Source organism: Sphingomonas sp. BK481, from assembly GCF_014194875.1.
Classification (GTDB): domain Bacteria; phylum Pseudomonadota; class Alphaproteobacteria; order Sphingomonadales; family Sphingomonadaceae; genus Sphingomonas; species Sphingomonas aerolata.
The window spans coordinates 353,451-371,548 of the sequence record NZ_JACIAP010000004.1 but is presented as its reverse complement, the minus strand read 5'-3'; the positions used below and the strand labels follow the sequence as shown (position 1 = coordinate 371,548).

17 protein-coding genes are annotated in these 18,098 nt (G+C 66.9%); 7 read left to right on the top strand and 10 right to left on the bottom strand.

The window, feature by feature from the left end:
* The first annotated feature begins 29 nt into the window (after positions 1 to 29).
* The 3 genes from der to FHY04_RS10790 are packed head-to-tail and all read left to right on the top strand — an operon-like array spanning position 30 to position 2,196.
* Entirely contained in the window at positions 30 to 1,418 is a 1,389-nt protein-coding gene (gene der, locus FHY04_RS10800) for a ribosome biogenesis GTPase Der (protein WP_031395626.1), read from the top strand.
* A 3-nt stretch (positions 1,419 to 1,421) separates the two neighbouring features.
* On the top strand, positions 1,422 to 1,703 hold the full coding sequence (locus tag FHY04_RS10795; RefSeq protein WP_183936388.1) for a sulfurtransferase TusA family protein: 282 nt from the start codon (positions 1,422 to 1,424) through the stop codon (positions 1,701 to 1,703).
* Between the two features lie 55 nt (positions 1,704 to 1,758).
* A complete protein-coding gene (locus FHY04_RS10790) occupies positions 1,759 to 2,196 on the top strand; it encodes an Hpt domain-containing protein (RefSeq protein ID WP_031395627.1) in 438 nt (145 codons plus the stop codon).
* A 54-nt stretch (positions 2,197 to 2,250) separates the two neighbouring features.
* Here FHY04_RS10790 and bfr read toward each other — a convergent pair whose 3' ends face one another.
* The 3 genes from bfr to purL all read right to left on the bottom strand — a co-directional run bounded on the left by bfr (position 2,251) and on the right by purL (position 5,343).
* Positions 2,251 to 2,766, bottom strand: a complete 516-nt coding sequence (gene bfr, locus FHY04_RS10785) for a bacterioferritin (protein ID WP_042467738.1) — start codon at positions 2,764 to 2,766, stop codon at positions 2,251 to 2,253.
* Positions 2,767 to 2,859: 93 nt separating this feature from the next.
* Positions 2,860 to 3,030: a bacterioferritin-associated ferredoxin gene (locus FHY04_RS22560; protein ID WP_037527780.1), complete on the bottom strand. Its 171-nt coding sequence runs from the start codon at positions 3,028 to 3,030 to the stop codon at positions 2,860 to 2,862.
* A 93-nt stretch (positions 3,031 to 3,123) separates the two neighbouring features.
* The gene (gene purL, locus FHY04_RS10780; RefSeq protein ID WP_166746066.1) at positions 3,124 to 5,343 is read right to left on the bottom strand and encodes a phosphoribosylformylglycinamidine synthase subunit PurL; all 2,220 of its coding nucleotides are present in this window, start codon (positions 5,341 to 5,343) and stop codon (positions 3,124 to 3,126) included.
* A 159-nt stretch (positions 5,344 to 5,502) separates the two neighbouring features.
* Here purL and FHY04_RS10775 point away from each other — a divergent pair, with 159 nt between their 5' ends.
* Positions 5,503 to 5,823 carry a hypothetical protein gene (locus FHY04_RS10775; RefSeq protein WP_183936387.1) on the top strand — a complete coding sequence of 107 codons (321 nt, stop codon included), beginning with the start codon at positions 5,503 to 5,505 and terminating at the stop codon, positions 5,821 to 5,823.
* Positions 5,824 to 6,059: 236 nt separating this feature from the next.
* On the opposite strand, the gene map is transcribed toward FHY04_RS10775, so the two are convergent.
* Positions 6,060 to 6,887 carry a type I methionyl aminopeptidase gene (map, locus tag FHY04_RS10770; RefSeq protein WP_031395631.1) on the bottom strand — a complete coding sequence of 276 codons (828 nt, stop codon included), beginning with the start codon at positions 6,885 to 6,887 and terminating at the stop codon, positions 6,060 to 6,062.
* A 52-nt stretch (positions 6,888 to 6,939) separates the two neighbouring features.
* Between map and FHY04_RS10765 the strand changes: the two genes are divergently transcribed.
* Both FHY04_RS10765 and FHY04_RS10760 read left to right on the top strand, forming a co-directional pair.
* Positions 6,940 to 7,698 carry a molybdopterin-binding protein gene (locus tag FHY04_RS10765; RefSeq protein WP_183936386.1) on the top strand — a complete coding sequence of 253 codons (759 nt, stop codon included), beginning with the start codon at positions 6,940 to 6,942 and terminating at the stop codon, positions 7,696 to 7,698.
* A 325-nt stretch (positions 7,699 to 8,023) separates the two neighbouring features.
* Complete coding sequence (locus tag FHY04_RS10760; protein ID WP_183936385.1) at positions 8,024 to 10,780, top strand: response regulator; 2,757 nt, start codon at positions 8,024 to 8,026, stop codon at positions 10,778 to 10,780.
* A 66-nt stretch (positions 10,781 to 10,846) separates the two neighbouring features.
* Here the strand turns inward: FHY04_RS10760 and FHY04_RS10755 are convergent, their stop codons facing one another.
* Positions 10,847 to 11,461: a TetR/AcrR family transcriptional regulator gene (locus FHY04_RS10755; protein ID WP_031441750.1), complete on the bottom strand. Its 615-nt coding sequence runs from the start codon at positions 11,459 to 11,461 to the stop codon at positions 10,847 to 10,849.
* Between the two features lie 22 nt (positions 11,462 to 11,483).
* On the opposite strand from FHY04_RS10755, the gene FHY04_RS10750 reads away from it, so the two are divergent.
* The gene (locus tag FHY04_RS10750; RefSeq protein ID WP_409349159.1) at positions 11,484 to 12,485 is read left to right on the top strand and encodes an NAD(P)-dependent oxidoreductase; all 1,002 of its coding nucleotides are present in this window, start codon (positions 11,484 to 11,486) and stop codon (positions 12,483 to 12,485) included.
* Here the strand turns inward: FHY04_RS10750 and FHY04_RS10745 are convergent.
* The 5 genes from FHY04_RS10745 to FHY04_RS10725 all read right to left on the bottom strand — a co-directional run bounded on the left by FHY04_RS10745 (position 12,482) and on the right by FHY04_RS10725 (position 17,841).
* Entirely contained in the window at positions 12,482 to 12,853 is a 372-nt protein-coding gene (locus FHY04_RS10745) for a thiol-disulfide oxidoreductase DCC family protein (RefSeq protein ID WP_183936383.1), read from the bottom strand. The genes FHY04_RS10750 and FHY04_RS10745 overlap by 4 nt on opposite strands.
* Positions 12,850 to 13,419, bottom strand: coding sequence for a TspO/MBR family protein (locus FHY04_RS10740; protein WP_183936453.1), 570 nt, complete (start codon positions 13,417 to 13,419; stop codon positions 12,850 to 12,852). The genes FHY04_RS10745 and FHY04_RS10740 overlap by 4 nt, the downstream gene beginning before the upstream one ends.
* A 3-nt stretch (positions 13,420 to 13,422) precedes the next feature.
* The gene (locus FHY04_RS10735; protein ID WP_031441754.1) at positions 13,423 to 13,671 is read right to left on the bottom strand and encodes a glutaredoxin domain-containing protein; all 249 of its coding nucleotides are present in this window, start codon (positions 13,669 to 13,671) and stop codon (positions 13,423 to 13,425) included.
* A 94-nt stretch (positions 13,672 to 13,765) separates the two neighbouring features.
* On the bottom strand, positions 13,766 to 14,785 hold the full coding sequence (locus tag FHY04_RS10730) for a phytase (RefSeq protein WP_183936382.1): 1,020 nt from the start codon (positions 14,783 to 14,785) through the stop codon (positions 13,766 to 13,768).
* Complete coding sequence (locus FHY04_RS10725; RefSeq protein WP_183936381.1) at positions 14,785 to 17,841, bottom strand: TonB-dependent receptor; 3,057 nt, start codon at positions 17,839 to 17,841, stop codon at positions 14,785 to 14,787. The genes FHY04_RS10730 and FHY04_RS10725 overlap by 1 nt, the downstream gene beginning before the upstream one ends.
* Between the last annotated feature and the right edge of the window lie 257 nt (positions 17,842 to 18,098).

Genomic DNA, 18,098 nt, shown 5'->3' with positions numbered 1-18,098 from the left:
ACGGAGCGTTCCCGCGCTAAGGGCACGGCATGTCCAAACTCCCTGTGGTCGCAATCGTCGGCCGCCCCAATGTCGGCAAGTCGACCCTGTTCAACCGCCTCGTCGGCAAGAAGCTTGCGCTGGTCGACGACCGGCCCGGCGTCACGCGCGATCGCCGCGAGGGCGATGCGTCGCTGATCGGGCTCGATTTCCGCATCATCGATACCGCCGGATATGAGGATCACGACGCGCAGACGCTGCCCGGGCGGATGCGTCAGCAGACCGAGGCTGCCGTCGGCCAGGCCGATGTCGCATTGTTCCTGTTCGACGCGCGCGCCGGCATCGTGCCGCTCGACGAGGAGATCGCCCGCTGGCTTCGCACCGCCGACGTGCCGGTCGTGCTCGTCGCCAACAAGGCCGAGGGCCGCGCGGGCAATGATGGCGTGCTTGAGTCGCTGGCGCTCGGCTTCGGCGATCCGGTCGAACTGTCCGCCGAGCATGGCGAGGGCATGGGCGACCTGTTCGAGGCATTGCTCCCGCTGCTCGAAGGCAAGGACGAGGTTCCGGAGGAACAGCCCGACAACGAATATGAGGGGCCGCTGAAGCTCGCGATCGTCGGACGGCCGAACGCGGGCAAGTCGACGCTGGTCAACCGCATCCTCGGCGAGGACCGGATGATCACCGGTCCCGAGGCTGGCATCACGCGCGACTCGATCAGCGTCGATTACGACTGGCATCCGACCGGCGGCGAATCGCGCAAGGTCCGGCTGATCGATACGGCGGGGATGCGCAAGCGTGCGAAGGTCCAGGACAAGCTCGAGAAGATGTCGGTCGAGGACGCGCTCCACGCGGTCGACTTCGCCGAGGTCGTCGTGCTGCTGCTCGACGCCACGCTGGGGCTCGAGGCGCAGGATCTGCGGATCGCCGACAAGGTGTTGCAGGAGGGCCGTGCGCTCGTCATCGCGCTGAACAAATGGGATATCGCCGAGAGCGCGTCGTCGCTGTTCAACGGCGTCAAGCGCGCGCTCGAGGACGGGCTCAGCCAGGTCAAGGGCGTCACCGTGATGACCGTGTCGGGCGCGACCGGCAAGGGCATCGACCAGCTGCTCCAGGCGTGTTTCGACACGCGCGACGCCTGGTCGAAGCGTGTCGGCACCGGCGAGCTCAACCGCTGGTTCGAACGCGCGATCGAGGCGACGCCGCCCCCGGCTCCGGGCGGCAAGCGGATCAAGATGCGCTATGTCACGCAGGTCAAGACGCGTCCGCCGAGCTTCGTGATCTTCGGCACGCGCGTCGACCAGCTGCCGGCGAGCTACGAGCGCTATCTGGTCAATTCGATGCGCAAGGATCTGGGCTTCGGCGCAGTGCCGGTCCGGCTGATGTTCCGCGCGCCGAAGAACCCGTACGACGATAATCGCGGCGGCGGCGGCGGCTACTAGACGGTGGCGTCCGGGGTGGTCCGGATCGACGCGCGGGGCATGCGGTGCCCCTGGCCCGCGATGCGGCTGGCCAGAACGCTGCGTCAGGCGGGCGAGGGATCAGGCTCGGACGGGATGCCGGCCGCTGTTCGGATCGAGGTCCGCGCCGATGATCCGCGTGCGCCTGCCGAGCTTGCGGCGGTCGCCGCAGCGGCGGGCGCGGACATGGCGATCATTTCCGATCCAGTCGCGCCAATATTTGTCGTGACACGCGGGTCCGACAGCAACAATGTCTTTACGGAATAGCGATAGGCTGACCGTCGACGTTCATGGCGGGCCGGCCAAACGGGAGTAGGCGTCAGTGTCATTCGAAGGAAACACCCTGGTCGACTGGCCGGCGTTTCAACAGGCCCGCAGCGAGCTTGGCGGCGGGTTCATCCGCATCCTCGGCTATTTCCGCGAAGACGGCGTGAAGTCGGTCGCGACGATCGAAGCGGCGATGCGCGCCGGCAGCGCCGCGGCGCTGATCATTCCAGCCCACACCCTTAAGGGTGAGGCGCGCCAGTTCGGCGCCGAGCCGCTGGCCGATCTCGCGGAAACGATCGAGACGATCGCACGCGACTGTGTCGAGCTTCACGATACCCCGGATGCCGCGCTCGAGCATGTCGCGCGGTTGCGGCCGCTGTTTGGCGAAACGCTGACGCTTCTCGAACGCGAGGCCAATCCGTTGGTCCCTCGCCGTCCCGCGGCGGGCGGGTTCGGACGGCGTGCCGTCCCATCGGGGTTCGGCGCCGAATAAGCGCATGAGCAGCAACCGCTGCCGGTCGCCGCGGACGACGACCGGCAGACGGGCTCAGCCCTTCAGATAGGGTGCTGCGCCGGCCTTGGGCGAATCATGCTCGGAGATCGAGTTGAGCTGGATGTAGTTGTGGATGCCCATCCGCGCGATCATCTCGAACTGGCGTTCGATCGTGTCGACATGCTCTTCCTCGCTGGCAAGGATACGCGCGAACAGGTCGCGGCTGATATAGTCCTTCACCTCTTCGCAATAGGCGATCGCGCTCTTCAGCTGGATCGTCGCCTCGACCTCGAGCGCGAGGTCGGACTTCAGAACCTCCTCGACGGTCTCGCCGATGCGCAGCCGACCGAGCAGCTGGAAATTGGGCAGGCCATCGAGAAACAGGATGCGCTCCGACAACCAGTCGGCATGCTTCATCTCGTCGATCGACTCCATGCGCTCATACTGGGCGAGCTTGTAGACGCCCCAATGCTCGAGCATCCGATAATGGAGCCAATATTGGTTGACCGCGGTCAACTCGTTCTTGAGCGCCTCGTTCAGAAAATCGATTACCGTGGGATCGCCGCGCATTGCCATAACTCCGTCACCTCTGAGCGGCATGTAGCGGTTTTACGTTCGTGGCGGCAAGGGCGACGGGATCGCGGCATGTGGTGCCGCGCCAGGTCAGGCTGCGGCGCGTTCCTCGTTGATGATCGCCCGGGCGACCGACGTGCACTGACCGCATTTCGGCTGACGGCCCAGCGAACGGAACGCCTGGCAGGGCGTCGTGCACCCGCCCCGCGCACAGCTGCGGACGTCGGATTCTCGAATGGCATTGCAGACGCAGACGACCATGGAAGCTCCCTCGTGAGAGCTTCCAATTAGCGATAATGCGAACCAGTCGCAAGCGCTTTTGCGTCTGATTCGCAACTAATGCCGCGTTGGCGTTCAGGCCAGCGCGGCATCGGCCCCCATCAAATTCGGGAAGAAGCCTTCATGCGCGGCGCGCAGCGTGTCGAGCGCGATCACGTCGTCGCGGTCGGGGCGTTCGAAGATCAGGCGCTTGCCGCCGGTACGGCCGAGCGGTTCGGCCTCGACATCGGCGGCATGTGCGGCGCCGAGGAAGTCGAGCAGCGCGTGGTCCTCGACGGTGACGATATAGACGCCCTGGTCCTCCGCGAAGAACGCGCGGGCGCAGTCGAAGGGCTGCTTGCGGTCGATCATAGCGCCGATGCCGCCCGCGAGCGCCATTTCGGCCAGGGTCACGGCGATGCCGCCGTCCGAGACGTCATGGACCGCCGACAGCTGTCCCTCGGCGATCGCGTTGCGGATGAGGTCGCCGACGCGACGCTCCGCCGCCAGATCGACCGCGGGCGGGGGGCCTTCCTCGCGGCCATGGCATTCGCGCAGCCACAGTGACTGGCCGAGATGGCCGTGCCGCGTGCCGACCGCGAGGATGATGTCGCCCGAGCCCTTGAAGGCGATCGTCGCATTCTTCTGCCAGTCGGCGAGCAGGCCGATTGCGCCGATCGCGGGCGTCGGCAGGATAGCCGAGCCGCCGCCGGTCGCCTTGGATTCATTGTAGAGCGAGACGTTGCCCGACACGATCGGGAAGTCGAGCGCGATGCACGCGTCGCTCATCCCCTCGAGGCAACCGACGATCTGGCCCATGATCTCGGGCCGCTGCGGGTTGGCGAAGTTGAGGCAGTTGGTGACTGCCAACGGCAGCGCGCCGACCGCGGTGAGGTTGCGCCATGCTTCGGCGACCGCCTGCTTGCCGCCCTCGACGGGATCGGCGAAGCAATAGCGCGGCGTGCAGTCGGTGGTCATCGCCAGCGCCTTCTGCGTGCCGTGGACGCGGACGACCGCGGCGTCGCCACCGGGGCGCTGCACCGTGTCGGCGCCGACCATGTGGTCATACTGCTCCCAGATCCAGCGGCGCGAGGCGATGTCTGGCGAGCCCATCAGCGTCACCAGGTCGGCGGCGATGTCGTTGCTGTGCGGCACGTTTTCGAGCGGCGCAGGCTTGGGCGTCGGCACGTGCGGGCGATCGTAGAGCGGTGCCTCGTCGGCAAGCGGCCCGAGCGGAATGTCGCAGACCGTCTCGCCCTTGAACGTCAGAACCATGCGGCCGGTGTCGGTGACGCGGCCGATCACCGCGAAATCGAGCTCCCATTTCTTGAAGATCGCCTCGGCCTCGGCCTCGCGGCCGGGCTTCAGCACCATGAGCATCCGCTCCTGGCTTTCGCTCAGCATCATCTCGTACGGCGTCATGCCGGTTTCGCGCTGCGGCACGTCGTCCATGACGAGTTCGATACCGACCCCGCCCTTAGATGCCATCTCGACCGACGAGGAGGTGAGGCCGGCGGCGCCCATGTCCTGGATCGCGACGATGACGTCGGTCGCCATGAGTTCGAGGCAGGCCTCGATCAGCAGCTTTTCGGTGAAGGGATCGCCGACCTGGACGGTCGGGCGCTTGGCGTCCGAGTCCTCACCGAAGTCCGCGCTCGCCATCGTCGCGCCGTGGATGCCGTCGCGACCGGTCTTGGAGCCGACATAGACGATCGGATTGCCGATGCCGCTGGCGGCCGAATAGAAGATCTTGTCCTGATCGGCGATCCCGACGGTCATCGCGTTGACCAGGATGTTGCCGTCATACGCCGCGTGAAAGTTCACCTCGCCGCCGACCGTCGGCACGCCGACGCAATTGCCATAGCCGCCGATGCCGTGAACGACGCCCGAGATCAGGTGGCGCATCTTTGGGTGATCGGGCCGGCCGAAGCGCAGCGCGTTCATGTTGGCGATCGGCCGCGCGCCCATCGTGAAGACGTCGCGCAGGATGCCGCCGACGCCGGTCGCCGCGCCCTGATAGGGTTCGATGTAGGACGGGTGGTTGTGGCTCTCCATCTTGAAGATCGCCGCCTGGTTGTCACCGATATCGACGACGCCGGCATTCTCGCCCGGGCCGCAGATGACGCGCTCGCCCTTGGTGGGCAGCTTCATCAGATGGATCTTGCTCGACTTGTAGCTGCAATGCTCGGACCACATCACCGAGAAGATGCCGAGCTCGACGAGATTGGGCTCGCGGCCGATCGCGTGGAGCACGCGCTCATATTCTTCGGGGGACAGGCCGTGGTCGGCGACGATCTGCGGTGTGATCTCGGTCATGGGCGGGCTTTAGCGGGGTGGGGGGCGACTTGCCAGCGTCGATCCTGCTCGAAGCGCGAGGGACTGGCGACGTGCAATTGCCATGTCATGAAACGGCGTCAGACTTCCCGTCGATACCGCCCGGTATATGGCAGGGCGGTCGTCATTCGGGGGGTGTTAATGAAGATCGCGTCGATACTGGCGATTGCGGCGCTGGGGAGCACGGCGATGCAACTGCCCGCGCAGGCACCGGCGAGTTTCTGCGAGCGGCTTGCTCCCAAACTCAACATTAAGCAGGCCGGATCGAAGCCCGCGCGGGCCACCGAATGGCGCGTCAATACGATGGGTCTTGGATCGCATCTGTTTGGCGGGTCGTCGATGGTGTCGTTCATGGTCCGGCCGTCGGGCGAGCAGACCCAGGCGGCCTATGACAAGGCGACGAAGGCCTGCAGCCAGTCGCCCAAGGGTATCCTGTGCCGATCGAGGGGCCGGCCGAGCTGACGGTGCAGACTAGGGGTCTCGAAGCGAAGGGTGATGCGGCCGCCGGTGAAAGCGCGGAGGTAGAGTTGCGGAAGGCTGCGATCCTCTGCCGCGACCTGTAGTCGTCATCCCACTTTGCGTCGTCATCCTGACGGACGTCAGGATCTAGAGTAACGAGGTACGCGCCTTGCGGCTCTGGATCCTGACTTTCGTCAGGATGATGGGAGGGGGGCGATTGCGCCCCCCTCCCGTGCGTATCACCCGTAGGGCGGCTGCGTGTAACCTTTGGGGCTGAGCGTGAAGATGTCGCAGCCGGTCTCGGTGATGCCGATCGAGTGTTCGAACTGCGCCGACAGCGAACGGTCGCGCGTCACCGCGGTCCAGCCATCGTCGAGCAGCTTCACGTCGGGGCGGCCGATGTTGATCATCGGTTCGATCGTGAAGATCATGCCGGGGCGCAGTTCGGGGCCGGTGCCGGGCTTGCCGACATGGACGACTTCGGGGGCGTCATGGAACAGCCGGCCGACGCCGTGCCCGCAGAAATCGCGGACCACGCCGTAGCGGTGCTTCTCGGCATGACGCTGGATCGCATGCGCGACGTCGCCCATGCGGTTGCCGGGCTTGGCCTGCTCGATGCCGAGCATCAGGCATTCATAGGTAACCTCGACGAGACGCCGTGCCTTGATCGGCACGTCGCCGATCAGGTACATCCGGCTCGTGTCCCCATGCCAGCCGTCGAGCAACGGCGTGACGTCGACATTGACGATATCGCCCGACTTCAGCGTCTTCTCGCTCGGGATACCGTGGCAAACGACATGGTTGATCGAGATGCAGACGCTGTGGGTATAGCCGCGATAGCCGAGCGTCGCGGGCACCGCGCCCGCGGCGGTGACGAAGTCGTAGATCAGCCGGTCGATCTCGGCAGTGGTCACGCCCGGCACCATGTGCGGCACGATCATGTCGAGCGTTTCGGCAGCGAGCCGCCCGGCCTTCATCATGCCTTCGAAGGCGGCGGGGCCGTGGAGCTTGATGGCGCCGGTGCGCGCGTCCGGCGCGTCGGACGTGACGGTTACATATTCGGTCATGGCGAGCGATATAGCGTGGCGGCGCAACTTTTGCGAGGCTATGCGAAGGGCCATGACACAGGAACGCATCTGGACGGCCGCACTGACGATCATCGGCGACGAGATCCTGTCGGGCCGCACGCAGGACAAGAACGTCGCGCAGATCGCGGCCTGGCTCAACGTGCAGGGCATCCGGCTCGCCGAAGTGCGTGTCGTCGCCGACCGGACCGAGGCGATCGTCGAGGCGGTGAACATCCTGCGCGCGCGCAACGACTATCTGTTCACCACGGGCGGGATCGGCCCGACGCATGACGACATCACAGTCGACTCGATCGCTGAGGCGCTGGGTGTCGCGGTCGAGCATCATCCGCGGGCGATGGCGGTGCTGGAGGCCTATTATGCGACCCGCGGCGGGCTGACCGAAGCGCGTGCGCGGATGGCGCGCGTGCCGGTCGGGGCGGACCTGATCGACAACAAGGTGTCGGGCGCGCCGGGGATCCGGATCGGCAACATCTTCATCATGGCGGGCGTGCCGCACATCACCGCCGGCATGCTCGACGCGCTCACCGGCACGCTCGAGGGCGGACGCCCGGTCGTGTCGAAGACGATCGGCTGCTGGGTGGCGGAGAGCGAAGTCGCCGACCTGCTGCGCGATGCCGAGAAGGCGCATGACGGCGTCGCGGTCGGCAGCTACCCGTTTTTCCGCGACGGCCGGACGGGCGCGAACTTCGTCGTGCGCAGTGCGGATGCCGCGCTGGTCGATCGCTGCATCGCCGATCTGGTCAGCGCGCTCGAGGCGACCGGGCGCGTGGTGACACCCGAAGGTATCTGACGCCGCGGGCGTACTCCAGGTTGGTGGACGGGCCATTGGGCCAAGTCGCTTGCAAAGCACGGCAATACCCGTCAGCCTTCGTAAAAATACGAAGGAGAGGCTGGATGACTGCAAGCAATCTGATGCTGATGATCGTGGGCTGTATGGCGGTGTTGCCGCTGGTGGCGCTCGCCTTCGTGATGTGGCGGCCGGTGACCAAGCCCCTCGACTGAGGGGCTTCTCGCCGCGTGCACGTCGGTCGTGCGCGCGGCTCGCTCCGTCTGCCAAGTCCGGTGCCGATGCCAAGCGCGATTGACAGGCGCGGTCGGAAAGCTACCCCGGTGGCATGGTTACCCGACAGACCCGCAACCCGGTGCTCGCGTCCGAACTCGACCGCTTCATCGATGCCCAGGTAAGTGCCGGCACCGGCGCCAGCGCCGATGCGGTTGCCGCTGAGACCCTGACGCTGCTGCGCGACCGGCTGGGGCGATCTGTCGCCGCCACCCCGGTGGCCTGGCCGATCGCCGGCGGGGCATGTGGCGCAGCGATACGAGCGCATGACTGGAGCGCGACGCCGCTCGGCGCGATCGACACCTGGTCCCCGCAGCTTCGCTCGACCGTCAATACGGTGGTCAACTCGCCCGTCGCCAAGGTGCTGATGTGGGGCGCCGACGGCCTCATGCTGTATAATGACGGCTATGCCAGGATCGTGGGCGGCAAGCACCCGGCCGCGATCGGTGCGCGCGCCGTCGATGTCTGGCCCGAGCAGGCGGACTTCAACCGCCACGTGCTGGGCGAGGTGATGCGCGGCGAGGTCATGCTCTTTCGCGACCAGCCGATGACGCTCCACCATGACGGCGCAGCGCACGCGGTGACGCTCGACCTCTTCTACACCCCGGTGCATGATTTCGACGGCAGCGTCGGCGGCGTGCTGGGCACGGTGATCGACAATAGCGAGCGGGTGGCGGCGGAACGGCAGCTGGCGCGGAGCGAATCGGAGCTGCGGATCGTCACCGACGCGCTGCCCGTGCTGATTTCCTATATCGATCGTGACTATGTCTATCGTTTCGCCAACAGCTTTTACGAGGACTGGGTCGGGCTGACACCCGCCCAGGTCGTCGGACGGCATGTCCGCGACGTCATCGGTCAGCCCGCCTTTGCCGTACGCCTGCCGATGATGGACCGGGCTCTGGCCGGCGAGACGGTGACCGCCGATGCGCGGCTGCCGCACCGCGACGGCGGCGACCGCGCGTCCGAGCTGCGCTATATCCCGCGGGTCGAGCCCGATGGTACGATCAACGGCTTCTACGTGCTGGTCTTCGACGTCGAGGAGCGCGTCAATCGCACGCTGCAGCTTGAACGACAGATCAGCCACCGCGAACGCGCCGAACGCCAGCTGCGCGTTCTCAACGAGACGCTCGAGGCGCGCGTCATCCGCGAAATCGAGGAGCGCCGGCTCGCTGAAGCGGGGCTCGCCCAGGCGCAGAAGATGGAGACGATCGGCAAGCTGACCGGCGGTGTCGCGCACGATTTCAACAATTTGCTCCAGGTCGTCTCGGGCAATCTGCAGTTGCTCGGCAAGGACATTGCCGGGAATGCGCGTGCCGAGCGGCGGGTCAGCAACGCGATGGCGGGGATCGAACGCGGCGCCAAGCTCGCCGCGCAGCTACTCGCCTTCGGCCGACGCCAGGCGCTCGAACCCAAGGTGGTCAACGTCACGCGGTTCGTGCGCGGGATGGACGACATGCTGCGGCGTGCGATCGGCGAGGCGATCGAGGTCGAGACGGTCGTCGGCGGCGGGCTGTGGAACACGTTCATCGACCCGACGCAGATCGAGAACGCGTTGCTCAACCTCGCGATCAACGCGCGCGACGCGATGGAGGGGCGCGGCAAGCTCACGATCGAGCTCGGCAATGCCAGCCTCGATGACGCCTATGCGCGCGGCCATATGGAGGTCGCGGCGGGGCAATATGTCATGCTGGCGGTCACCGATACGGGCAGCGGCATGGCGCCCGACATCATCGACAAGGTGTTCGAGCCGTTCTTCTCGACCAAGAGCGAGGGCAAGGGATCCGGGCTCGGGCTGTCGATGGTCTATGGCTTCGTCAAGCAATCGGGCGGCCATGTGAAGATCTACAGCGAGGTCGGCGAAGGCACGACGATCAAGCTCTATTTGCCGCGCGCGATGGGCCCCGAAGACGTCGAGGTCGCGACCAGCGGTGGGCCGATCATCGGCGGGACCGAGACCGTGCTGGTGGTCGAGGACGATGACGAGGTCCGTGCGACCGTCGTCGAGATGCTCGGCGACCTTGGCTATGGCGTGCTGAAAGCGGTCGACGCGGGCAGTGCGCTGAACGTCATCGAAAGCGGCGTGCCAATCGACATGCTGTTCACCGACGTGGTGATGCCGGGGACGCTGAAGAGCCCCGAACTCGCCCGTCGTGCGCGCGAGCGGATCCCCGATCTCGCGGTGCTGTTCACGTCGGGCTATACGGAGAATTCGATCGTGCATGGCGGCCGGCTCGACGTGGGCGTCGACCTGTTGTCCAAGCCTTATACGCGCGAGGCGCTCGCGCGGAAGTTCGAACAGGTTCTTGCCGGCCAGCGCGCGCGGCGGCGCGCGGCCGAGGGTCATGAGGATGCGCCGCGGTCGGACGGAAACGTCCCGATCCGCGTCCTGCTCGTCGAGGATGACGCGGCGATCCGTGCGGGTGCGGCCGAGATGCTGCGCGATCTGGGCATGGCGGTGATCGAGGCGGTCAGCGCCGAAGCGGCGCTCACGACGCTGCAGGCCCGCCCGGTCGATGTGCTGGTCAGCGACGTCAACCTGCCGGGGTTGTCGGGCCCTGAGCTTGCCGAAGCGGTCCGCATGCGTCGGCCGGGCATCGGGGTCGTGTTCGCAACCGGCGACAGCGAGGTCGCGCTCGTGCCGTGGGATCCCGAGGCGATCCTGCTGCCGAAGCCCTATGGCGTCGAGGCACTGCGCTCGGCTGTCGTCAGGGCGGCGTCGAGGGCGGCGATCGACAGGCCAGCGCCGGCTGATACTGCGGCCGAAGGACCTGTGCTGATGCAGATCGCGTCAGACGGACGTAACAGAGGGTAATCCTGACCGGCAGCAACCGTGCCGGGGGGAGGGGAGCGCGCGATCGAGGCGTGCGTGCCCCGGCGCCTAGCGCGTCGGCCAGACCATCATGCAGGTGTCGACAAGCTGATTGAGCTCGCCACAGGTGGCGCCCGATCCGCCCTGGATCGCCAGCCCTTGCATGACCGCGAACAGATAGCGCGCGAGAGCGGGCGACTCGAGACCGTCGGGGAACTCGCCCGCAGCCTTGGCTTCGTCGAACCGGCGGATCAGCGCTGCCTGCGACGACTCGCGGCGTTTGGCAACCTCGGCCTTGATCGGTTCGGCCTCGACGCCGCAGGCGACGCTGCTGATGATGCTCAGGCACCCCTTGGGATCGCAGGTGCTCGTCTGCATCTGGAGCGCCCCGCGCAGCAGCCGCTCGGCCACCGCCTTGGCGGTCGGCGCATCAAGCGCGGAGGTCATATAAGCGAGCTTTTCGCGCTCGTAGAGGTCGAGCGCCTTGTGAAACAGCGCTTCCTTGTTGCCGAACGCGGCATAAAGGCTCGGTTTGGTGATCTTCATCTCGGCCGTGAGTTCGGCCATCGACGCCGCCTCATAGCCGTTTCGCCAGAAAACACGCAGCGCGGCCGCAAGCGCCTCCTCGAGATCGAACTCGCGGGGGCGGCCCTTGGGGGCGGTGAGCGTGCACAAGCTATTCATACCAGTCGGTATATAGGCACAAGTGGAAAAACGTCCAGTATCCCGGACGTTCCGGGACCGATCGACCGGCGTGCGCGCGTCGAACATCCGCGCCGCCCGCGCGTTGGGCGGGGCAGGACCGGCGGGTGATCCTGCTGCGGTCGGACAAGGGATTATGATCATGAGAATCGGGTTTATCGGTCTGGGCCAGATGGGGCATGCCATGGCCGCCAATCTGGTCGAGGCGGGTCATGAGGTGACGGTGTGGAACCGCTCGCCGGACAAGGCCGATGCGCTGGTCGAACGTGGTGCGACTCGGGCCGCGACGCCCGCCGAAGCGGCGCAGGGCGACGTGGTGATGACGATGCTGGCGGACGATGCCGCGCTGGAGGCGGTGGTCTACGGCAATGACGGGATCCTCGGTGCGCCGGCGGTCCATGTATCGCACAGCACTATCAGCGTCGCGCTGGCGGAGCGGCTGACGGCGGACCAGAACGAGGCCGGTGGCTATGTCGCGGCCCCGGTCTTCGGTCGTCCGCCCGCGGCGGCGGCGGCAATGCTGTTCGTCGTTGCGGCGGGACGCGACGATCTGATCGCCCGGTGCGGGCCCGCACTGGATGCCATCAGCCAGCGGGTGTTCCGCGTCGGCGATACGCCGTCCGCCGCCAATCTGGTGAAGCTCAGCGGCAATTTCATGATCATGGCGGCGGTCGAGGCGATGGCCGAGGCGATGACGCTGGCGGAAAAGGGCGGGGTCGAACCGGCGCTGCTGCTTGAGGTGCTGACGGGCACGCTGTTCAATGCGCCGGTCTACAAGACGTATGGCGAGATGCTGGTCGAACAGCGGTTCACGCCCGCAGGTTTTGCCGCGCCGCTGGGGCTGAAGGACATGAACCTCGTCGACACCGCGGCGGGACGACTGCGCACGCCGATGCCGCTGCTCGGCGTGGTGCGCGATCATCTGCGCGCCGCGATCGCGCAGGAGGGTGAGGATGTCGACTGGTCGGCGGTGGGCGCCGCCGTCCGGCGCAACGCCGGGCTTTAACGCCGCGGTTCGCCCGCCTGTCGGCCGCGCAGTGCGGCCTGCAGGCGGGGTCGCACAACGAGGAAGCCGAGATAGGCACGCTCGAGCAGGCTGAGCGCCATGCCGTTACGCGCGAGCAGGCCGAGTGGCCGCAGCATCGGGATTGCGCGCCACATCGCGGCGAACGCCGCCGCGCCCGACAGCATCGTCCCGTCCTCACGCGCATGAAACCGCGCGAGCAGGTCCCGGCGGTCGATCGGGCAACTTGCATCGGGATCGGTGGCATCAACGAAGGTGATCGCGCCGCGCCGGTCGAGCCGCCGCATGAGCGCGATCTCGCGCCGGCATAGCGGGCAGTCGCCGTCATGCCAGACGACCAGATCGGTCACCGGGCGTCCGCCGCGTCGGACTCGGGATTGCGTGCGCTGATGCGCGTGGCGGGCAACGTCGCAAAGCCGAGCCAGCCCACGAACGGCACGCCCAGCAGCGCCGCGGGACGATCGACCTTCGCCGCCGCCGCAACATACGCGCCGGCGGTTGCGACCATCGTGCCTGCGACGACCGCGCCGGATCGCAGCGCCCGCTTGCGAAAGAAGATCTCGGTCCAGCCGCCGACCATCGCGGTGTTAAGCAGCCACAACCCGACCGCACTCGTGCGACGTGGCCCTGAGGGCTGGCGGAGCAGACGATATCCGCCGACGGCGAGCCCGGTCTCGAGCACCGGCCACACCGCGCCGAATACGGCATCGGGCGGGGTGTAGCTGGGCTTGTCGAGCCGCTTGTACCAGCGGCGGGTCCGCGGGTGGGAGGGGTCGGGCGCATTGCGGCGACCGATCGCGGCGCTGACGCCGAGGACCGACACGACGATCAGCGCGGCCGCGGTCCGCGACAGTGCTGGCGGTGGCGCATGCGCCGGAACGGGCAACGCAACCGGGTGGTGATCAGCATGGGCCATCACTCAGCGCTCCGCCAGATAGCGTTCGAGGTCGTCGCAGCCACCGATCGTTTCGCCATCGATGACGATCAGCGGGGTCGTCGCGATGCCGTGCTCGGTCTTGAACGCCTCGACCGCATCCCGGTCGCGCAGAATCTGGTCGTCGACGTCATAGCCTTCGGCCTGAAGCAACTGCTTGGCGCGGACGCCGAACGGGCAGGTGTGATCGGGCAGCACCATCCGGTGCAGCGTCGCGGTACGGGTCTGGGTCATCATCGTCCTCGGATCTGCGGCCTCTCGATACGCCGATCGATGCCAGATCCTATAGCGCGGGATGGCCCCAGACGTTCCCTGCGGAAGTCGCGGGCTAGCGGCGCACGGCGCGGCGCACGGCCGTCCAGCTGACGAACTTGAAGTTCTGCGTGTCGGGGGCATTGTCGCCGTCCTGCGCGACGAACAGACCGCCCGGATAGGCCGGGCCGAAATCGCCGAGCATCAGGTCGATGCCGTCGGTATCGCTGGTCCCGTCGATCGCCCCGCCGCCGATCCGGAACCGCCCCGCATAGGTGATGCCGGGCAGGCGGTAGAGCGTATAGGCGTTGTCGCCCTGGCTCGAGACGACCAGATAGCCGCCGCGGCGGCCCGAGGGCGCGAGCGCGAGGCCTTCCGCATCGGCGACGAGCGTCCTGCCGTCGACCTGCGCGATCGGCGTCGCGGTCCCCGGTGCCGCCGGATCCGCGTCGAACCGCCAGAGCCCGACATCTTCCTCCGCGACGTAGAGCAGCCCGGTCCGGTCGTCGACGACGCAGCCCTCGGCCTGGCTCGCCAGCTTCATCGATCGGACGGTCGTGACCTTGGGAATGCCGCCCGAGACGTCGATCGCGACCTGATCGATCCGCCCGTCCTTCAGCACGACGAAGCCGAACAGCGCGTGATCGCGCGCGCGAGTCCACAGGCACATGCCGTAAGCCTCGCCCGGGCCGACCGGGAACCGGCCGAGCGGCACGAGCCTCGCCGCCGCGGTGTCGAGCGCGAACAGCGACACATGTGCGACGTCGACATCGGCGCGGTCGCTCGCCGCCGCGATCACGCGCGTGCCGACGGTGCGAAGGTCGACATTGTTCAGCCGGTCGGCGGGCGTGAAGCTCAGCCGCTTGCCTGCCAGACTGTAGACGTGGATCCCTGCCTTCTTGTCGGTCCCGATGACCAGGCTCTTCGCCGGGTCGGCGGGGTTGCGCCAGATCGCGGGGTCGTCCGCTGCATCCGCCGCGGTATCGACCGGATCGGTTTCGGCGGTCGCCGCGACCAGCGGCGCGGTGGCCGTCTGGGGCATGCTTGTGGTCGCGCACCCGGCGAGGATCAGCGCGACGAGCGGCAACGCGCGCATCAGAAGGTCACCCGCACGCCGCCGGTATAGCGCCGCCCGAACGTCTCATGCTCGATCGTATAGGCGGACGAACCGGCATAGCGGCGGCCCGGGCCGTTCAGGAGGTTGGCAAAATCGCCATAGATCTCGACATTGTTGTTGATCGCATAGCGGACGCTGGCGTCGAGCTCATTGTCCTTCGCCCAGTAGAAGTCTCCGCCATCGATCCCGCGGACGACGCCGCCGATCGTGTCGGTGCCGCCGATCGCATCGAGCCATGCCGAGCGGTTCTGATAGGACACCCGCGCGGAAAAACCGTATTTCTCGTAATAGGCGATCAGATTGTAGATCGCGTCCGACGCGCCGGGCAGCGGCACCTTGCGCGAGGGCAGGGCCGCGGTCCCAGGCGTCTCGGCGCGGCTCTTGTTGATCGTCGCGTTGAGCTGGACGCCGAAGCCACCCATCCATTCGGGCAGTCCGAGATCGGCAGTGAAGGGCTCGAGCTGCTGCTGGATCGCACCCTCGATGCCCATGATATAACCGCTGCCGCCGTTGACGATCGTCGAATAGAGATAGCCCGAGCGATCGACGCCGCCGGTGTTCAGCGTCGTCCGCCCGAACGTCTGCGTCGAATCGAACAGGACGTCGGTGACGTCCTTGTAATAGGCGCCGATCGACAGGAAGCCGCGCGGCATCGTGTAATATTCGACGTAGAGATCGACGCCCTTCGCCTTTTCGGGCTTCGCGTCGGGATTGCCGCCGGAGATGGTGGCGTTCGCATCGTTATAGCTGAGATTGGGGCGCAGCTGATCGTAATCGGGACGCGCGGCGCCGGTGTTGAACGACAGCCGTGCCTTCATCCGGTCGTCGACGTCCCAGTTGAGGTGGAGGCTGGGATAGACCAGCGTCTGGCTCGACTTCACGTCGATCGGGGTGGTGACCGTCGTCGCCGCGGCGCCGGTCCCGACCGTGCCGATCGAGAAGGCGCGTGCGTCGTTGCGGATATGCTCGACGCGGGCGCCGCCGATGATGCTGCCCCAGCCGGTCGTCGCGGTCGCCATCGCATAGGCCGAATAGACCTTCTCGCCGACGTCGTAGAAATTGGCGTCGCTGCGCACATAGCTGCCGACCGCCTTGGCCTGATCGACCAGTCCGAGAACCTTGTCGCGGTCGAAATACTGGAAGGTGTAGCCGAGCGGGATCTCGCCCTGGAACCCGCCGGGCTTGGCGATCGCCGAATAGTTCGTCGCGATACCCGCAGCGGCGAATTGCGCGGGCGTCGACAGGTCGAGCAGATATTCGTTCGACGTCTTGGTGCGGTCGTCATAGCGCACGCCGGCGGCGAGGATCGTCGAGGCGCCGAACACCGACGCCTCGCGGCTGATGTCGAGCTTGGCGGTATAGGCCTCGGTAACGTCCTGCGCCTTGAGCGAGCGCAGGCGCGACAGGGTGCGCGGAAAATCCTCGATCGCCGTGACCCGGTCGCCGCGTGAGAAGCTGCCATCGGCGTTGCGGATCGTCCGGTACAGCTGCACCTTGGCGAGCTGCGGATCGGTCAGGTCATAGCCGACGGTCAGGCGGTTGGCGGCATTCGCGCCATTGGTGCCGAACGAGGGGCTGTCATAGTTGAGCTGCGCAGGCTGCGACCGGTCGTCGATCGAGCGGGTGTAGTTGCCGCGCCACGCGACCTTCCAGTCGCCGAGTTCGTGATCGCCGCCCAGCGTGTTGGTGAACACCGACTGCTTGTACTTGCGCACCGTGAAGTTCGAATTGAGATCGATCCCGTACACCGTGCCGAGCAGGGGGGTGTTGCCCGTGCAGACATCCGCATAGCCCGTGGTGCCCGAGGCGGGTCGTGCATTGACCGTGCAGGCGGCGGTGCCGTTCGGGGTGCGCGACTGCTGGTCGTCGAGATCGAAGATGTAATTGTTACGCTGCTCGTCATCCTCGAACGCGGAGTAGATCGTCTCGGCGAACAGCTTGTGGCCGGGGGCGGGGCGCCAGTCGAGCCGGCTCGACAGCGAATAGTTCTTGCGCGTCAGCCGGTAGAGCTTGTTCTCGGTCTCGCGCGCCCAGTTGCGCGTCTCGTACCCGGGGCGCAGGTCGCGGTCGACCGCTTCGAAATCGGTCTCGAAATTGTCGGTGACCATGCCGCGGCGATAGAGGCTGGCGGACGAGACGATGCCGAATTCGCCGATCCCCGTGTCGAACCGGTCGGACACGACGAGCGAGCCTTCATATTCGGTCTTCTTGCCGAGCTCGACATGGCCGAGGCCGCCCTTGGCCTGAACCTTCAGTCCCGGATAGTCGAACGCCGAGCGGGTGATGATGTCGACGTTGCCCGCGATCGTCTCGCCGGTCATGTCGGGGGTCACCGCTTTCCGCACGATGATCTGCGACGCGATCGCCGAGGGGATCGAGTCGAACCGGGCGTCACGACCCTCCGGGCTGACCACGTTGATCCCGTCGAACGACAATGTCGTCCAGTTGATCGGGCTGCCCCGCAGCGTGATGTAGCGAGCCTGGCCCTGGTCGCGCTGGACGCCGACGCCAGGCAGGCGGCTGACCGCCTGCGCCACATTCTGGTCGGGCAGGCGCCCGATCGAATCCGACGCGATCACTGAGACCAGCGAGGGGCTGGTCCGCTGGATCTGCAGCGCCGCCGCTTCGGACTCGGCGATCGGGCGCGATCCCGAAACGACGATCTCGTCGCCGTCGGCACTGGTCTCGATCGTCATCGCGACATCGAGCACGACCGCCGCGTCGGTGACCGTGACGCTGCGCCGGGCATCGGGAAAGCCGACATAGCGGACCACGACGTCATGCGTCCCGGCGGGGATCCCGGCCAGCGTGAACCGGCCCGCGCGATCCGCCGCGGTCGCGAGACCCAGCGCGGGGATCGAGACCGATGCGCCGTCGAGATAGTCGCCGCTGCCGGCCTGCGAGATCGTGCCCGTGATGCTGGCATTGCCACGCGGGGCGGGGGCTGCGGCTGCGGCGGGGCCATCGACCGGTTCGGCGCGGGCGATCCCGATCGCGAGCGGGATCATCGCGCTGCCGATAAGAAGCGCGCGCAAGACAGCAGGGCCGCGTGCGCGGTGTGACAGGCCGATGATCATGATGGTTCCCCGATTGGTCCAGCTATGGGCTGGCTTGCCGGGGTGCCTATTGCAGACCAATGGCAGCGTGGTGACACGGGGGTGACAGTTTCATTACGTCGTGCCCCGCGTCCCTCGACACAGCGCGCCATTCCGCGTCGAGAAGCATCTTGCGTCGCCAACGCCGAGCCGATAGACGCTCGCCATCGCATCGCGACCGCCGGCGCTTATCCGCC

Bases quoted from the DNA above. Each gene is read 5' to 3' on its own strand.
- der (WP_031395626.1), top strand. From the start codon at position 30: ATGTCCAAACTCCCTGTGGTCGCAATCGTCGGCCGCCCCAATGTCGGC.
- FHY04_RS22560 (WP_037527780.1), bottom strand. From the start codon at position 3,030: ATGGTCGTCTGCGTCTGCAATGCCATTCGAGAATCCGACGTCCGCAGC.
- purL (WP_166746066.1), bottom strand. From the start codon at position 5,343: ATGACCGAGATCACACCGCAGATCGTCGCCGACCACGGCCTGTCCCCC.
- bfr (WP_042467738.1), bottom strand. From the start codon at position 2,766: ATGCGCGGCGATCCCACGGTAATCGATTTTCTGAACGAGGCGCTCAAG.
- FHY04_RS10760 (WP_183936385.1), top strand. From the start codon at position 8,024: ATGGTTACCCGACAGACCCGCAACCCGGTGCTCGCGTCCGAACTCGAC.
- FHY04_RS10740 (WP_183936453.1), bottom strand. From the start codon at position 13,419: ATGGCCCATGCTGATCACCACCCGGTTGCGTTGCCCGTTCCGGCGCAT.
- FHY04_RS10775 (WP_183936387.1), top strand. From the start codon at position 5,503: ATGAAGATCGCGTCGATACTGGCGATTGCGGCGCTGGGGAGCACGGCG.
- FHY04_RS10735 (WP_031441754.1), bottom strand. From the start codon at position 13,671: ATGACCCAGACCCGTACCGCGACGCTGCACCGGATGGTGCTGCCCGAT.
- FHY04_RS10755 (WP_031441750.1), bottom strand. From the start codon at position 11,461: ATGAATAGCTTGTGCACGCTCACCGCCCCCAAGGGCCGCCCCCGCGAG.
- FHY04_RS10730 (WP_183936382.1), bottom strand. From the start codon at position 14,785: ATGCGCGCGTTGCCGCTCGTCGCGCTGATCCTCGCCGGGTGCGCGACC.
- map (WP_031395631.1), bottom strand. From the start codon at position 6,887: ATGACCGAATATGTAACCGTCACGTCCGACGCGCCGGACGCGCGCACC.
- FHY04_RS10765 (WP_183936386.1), top strand. From the start codon at position 6,940: ATGACACAGGAACGCATCTGGACGGCCGCACTGACGATCATCGGCGAC.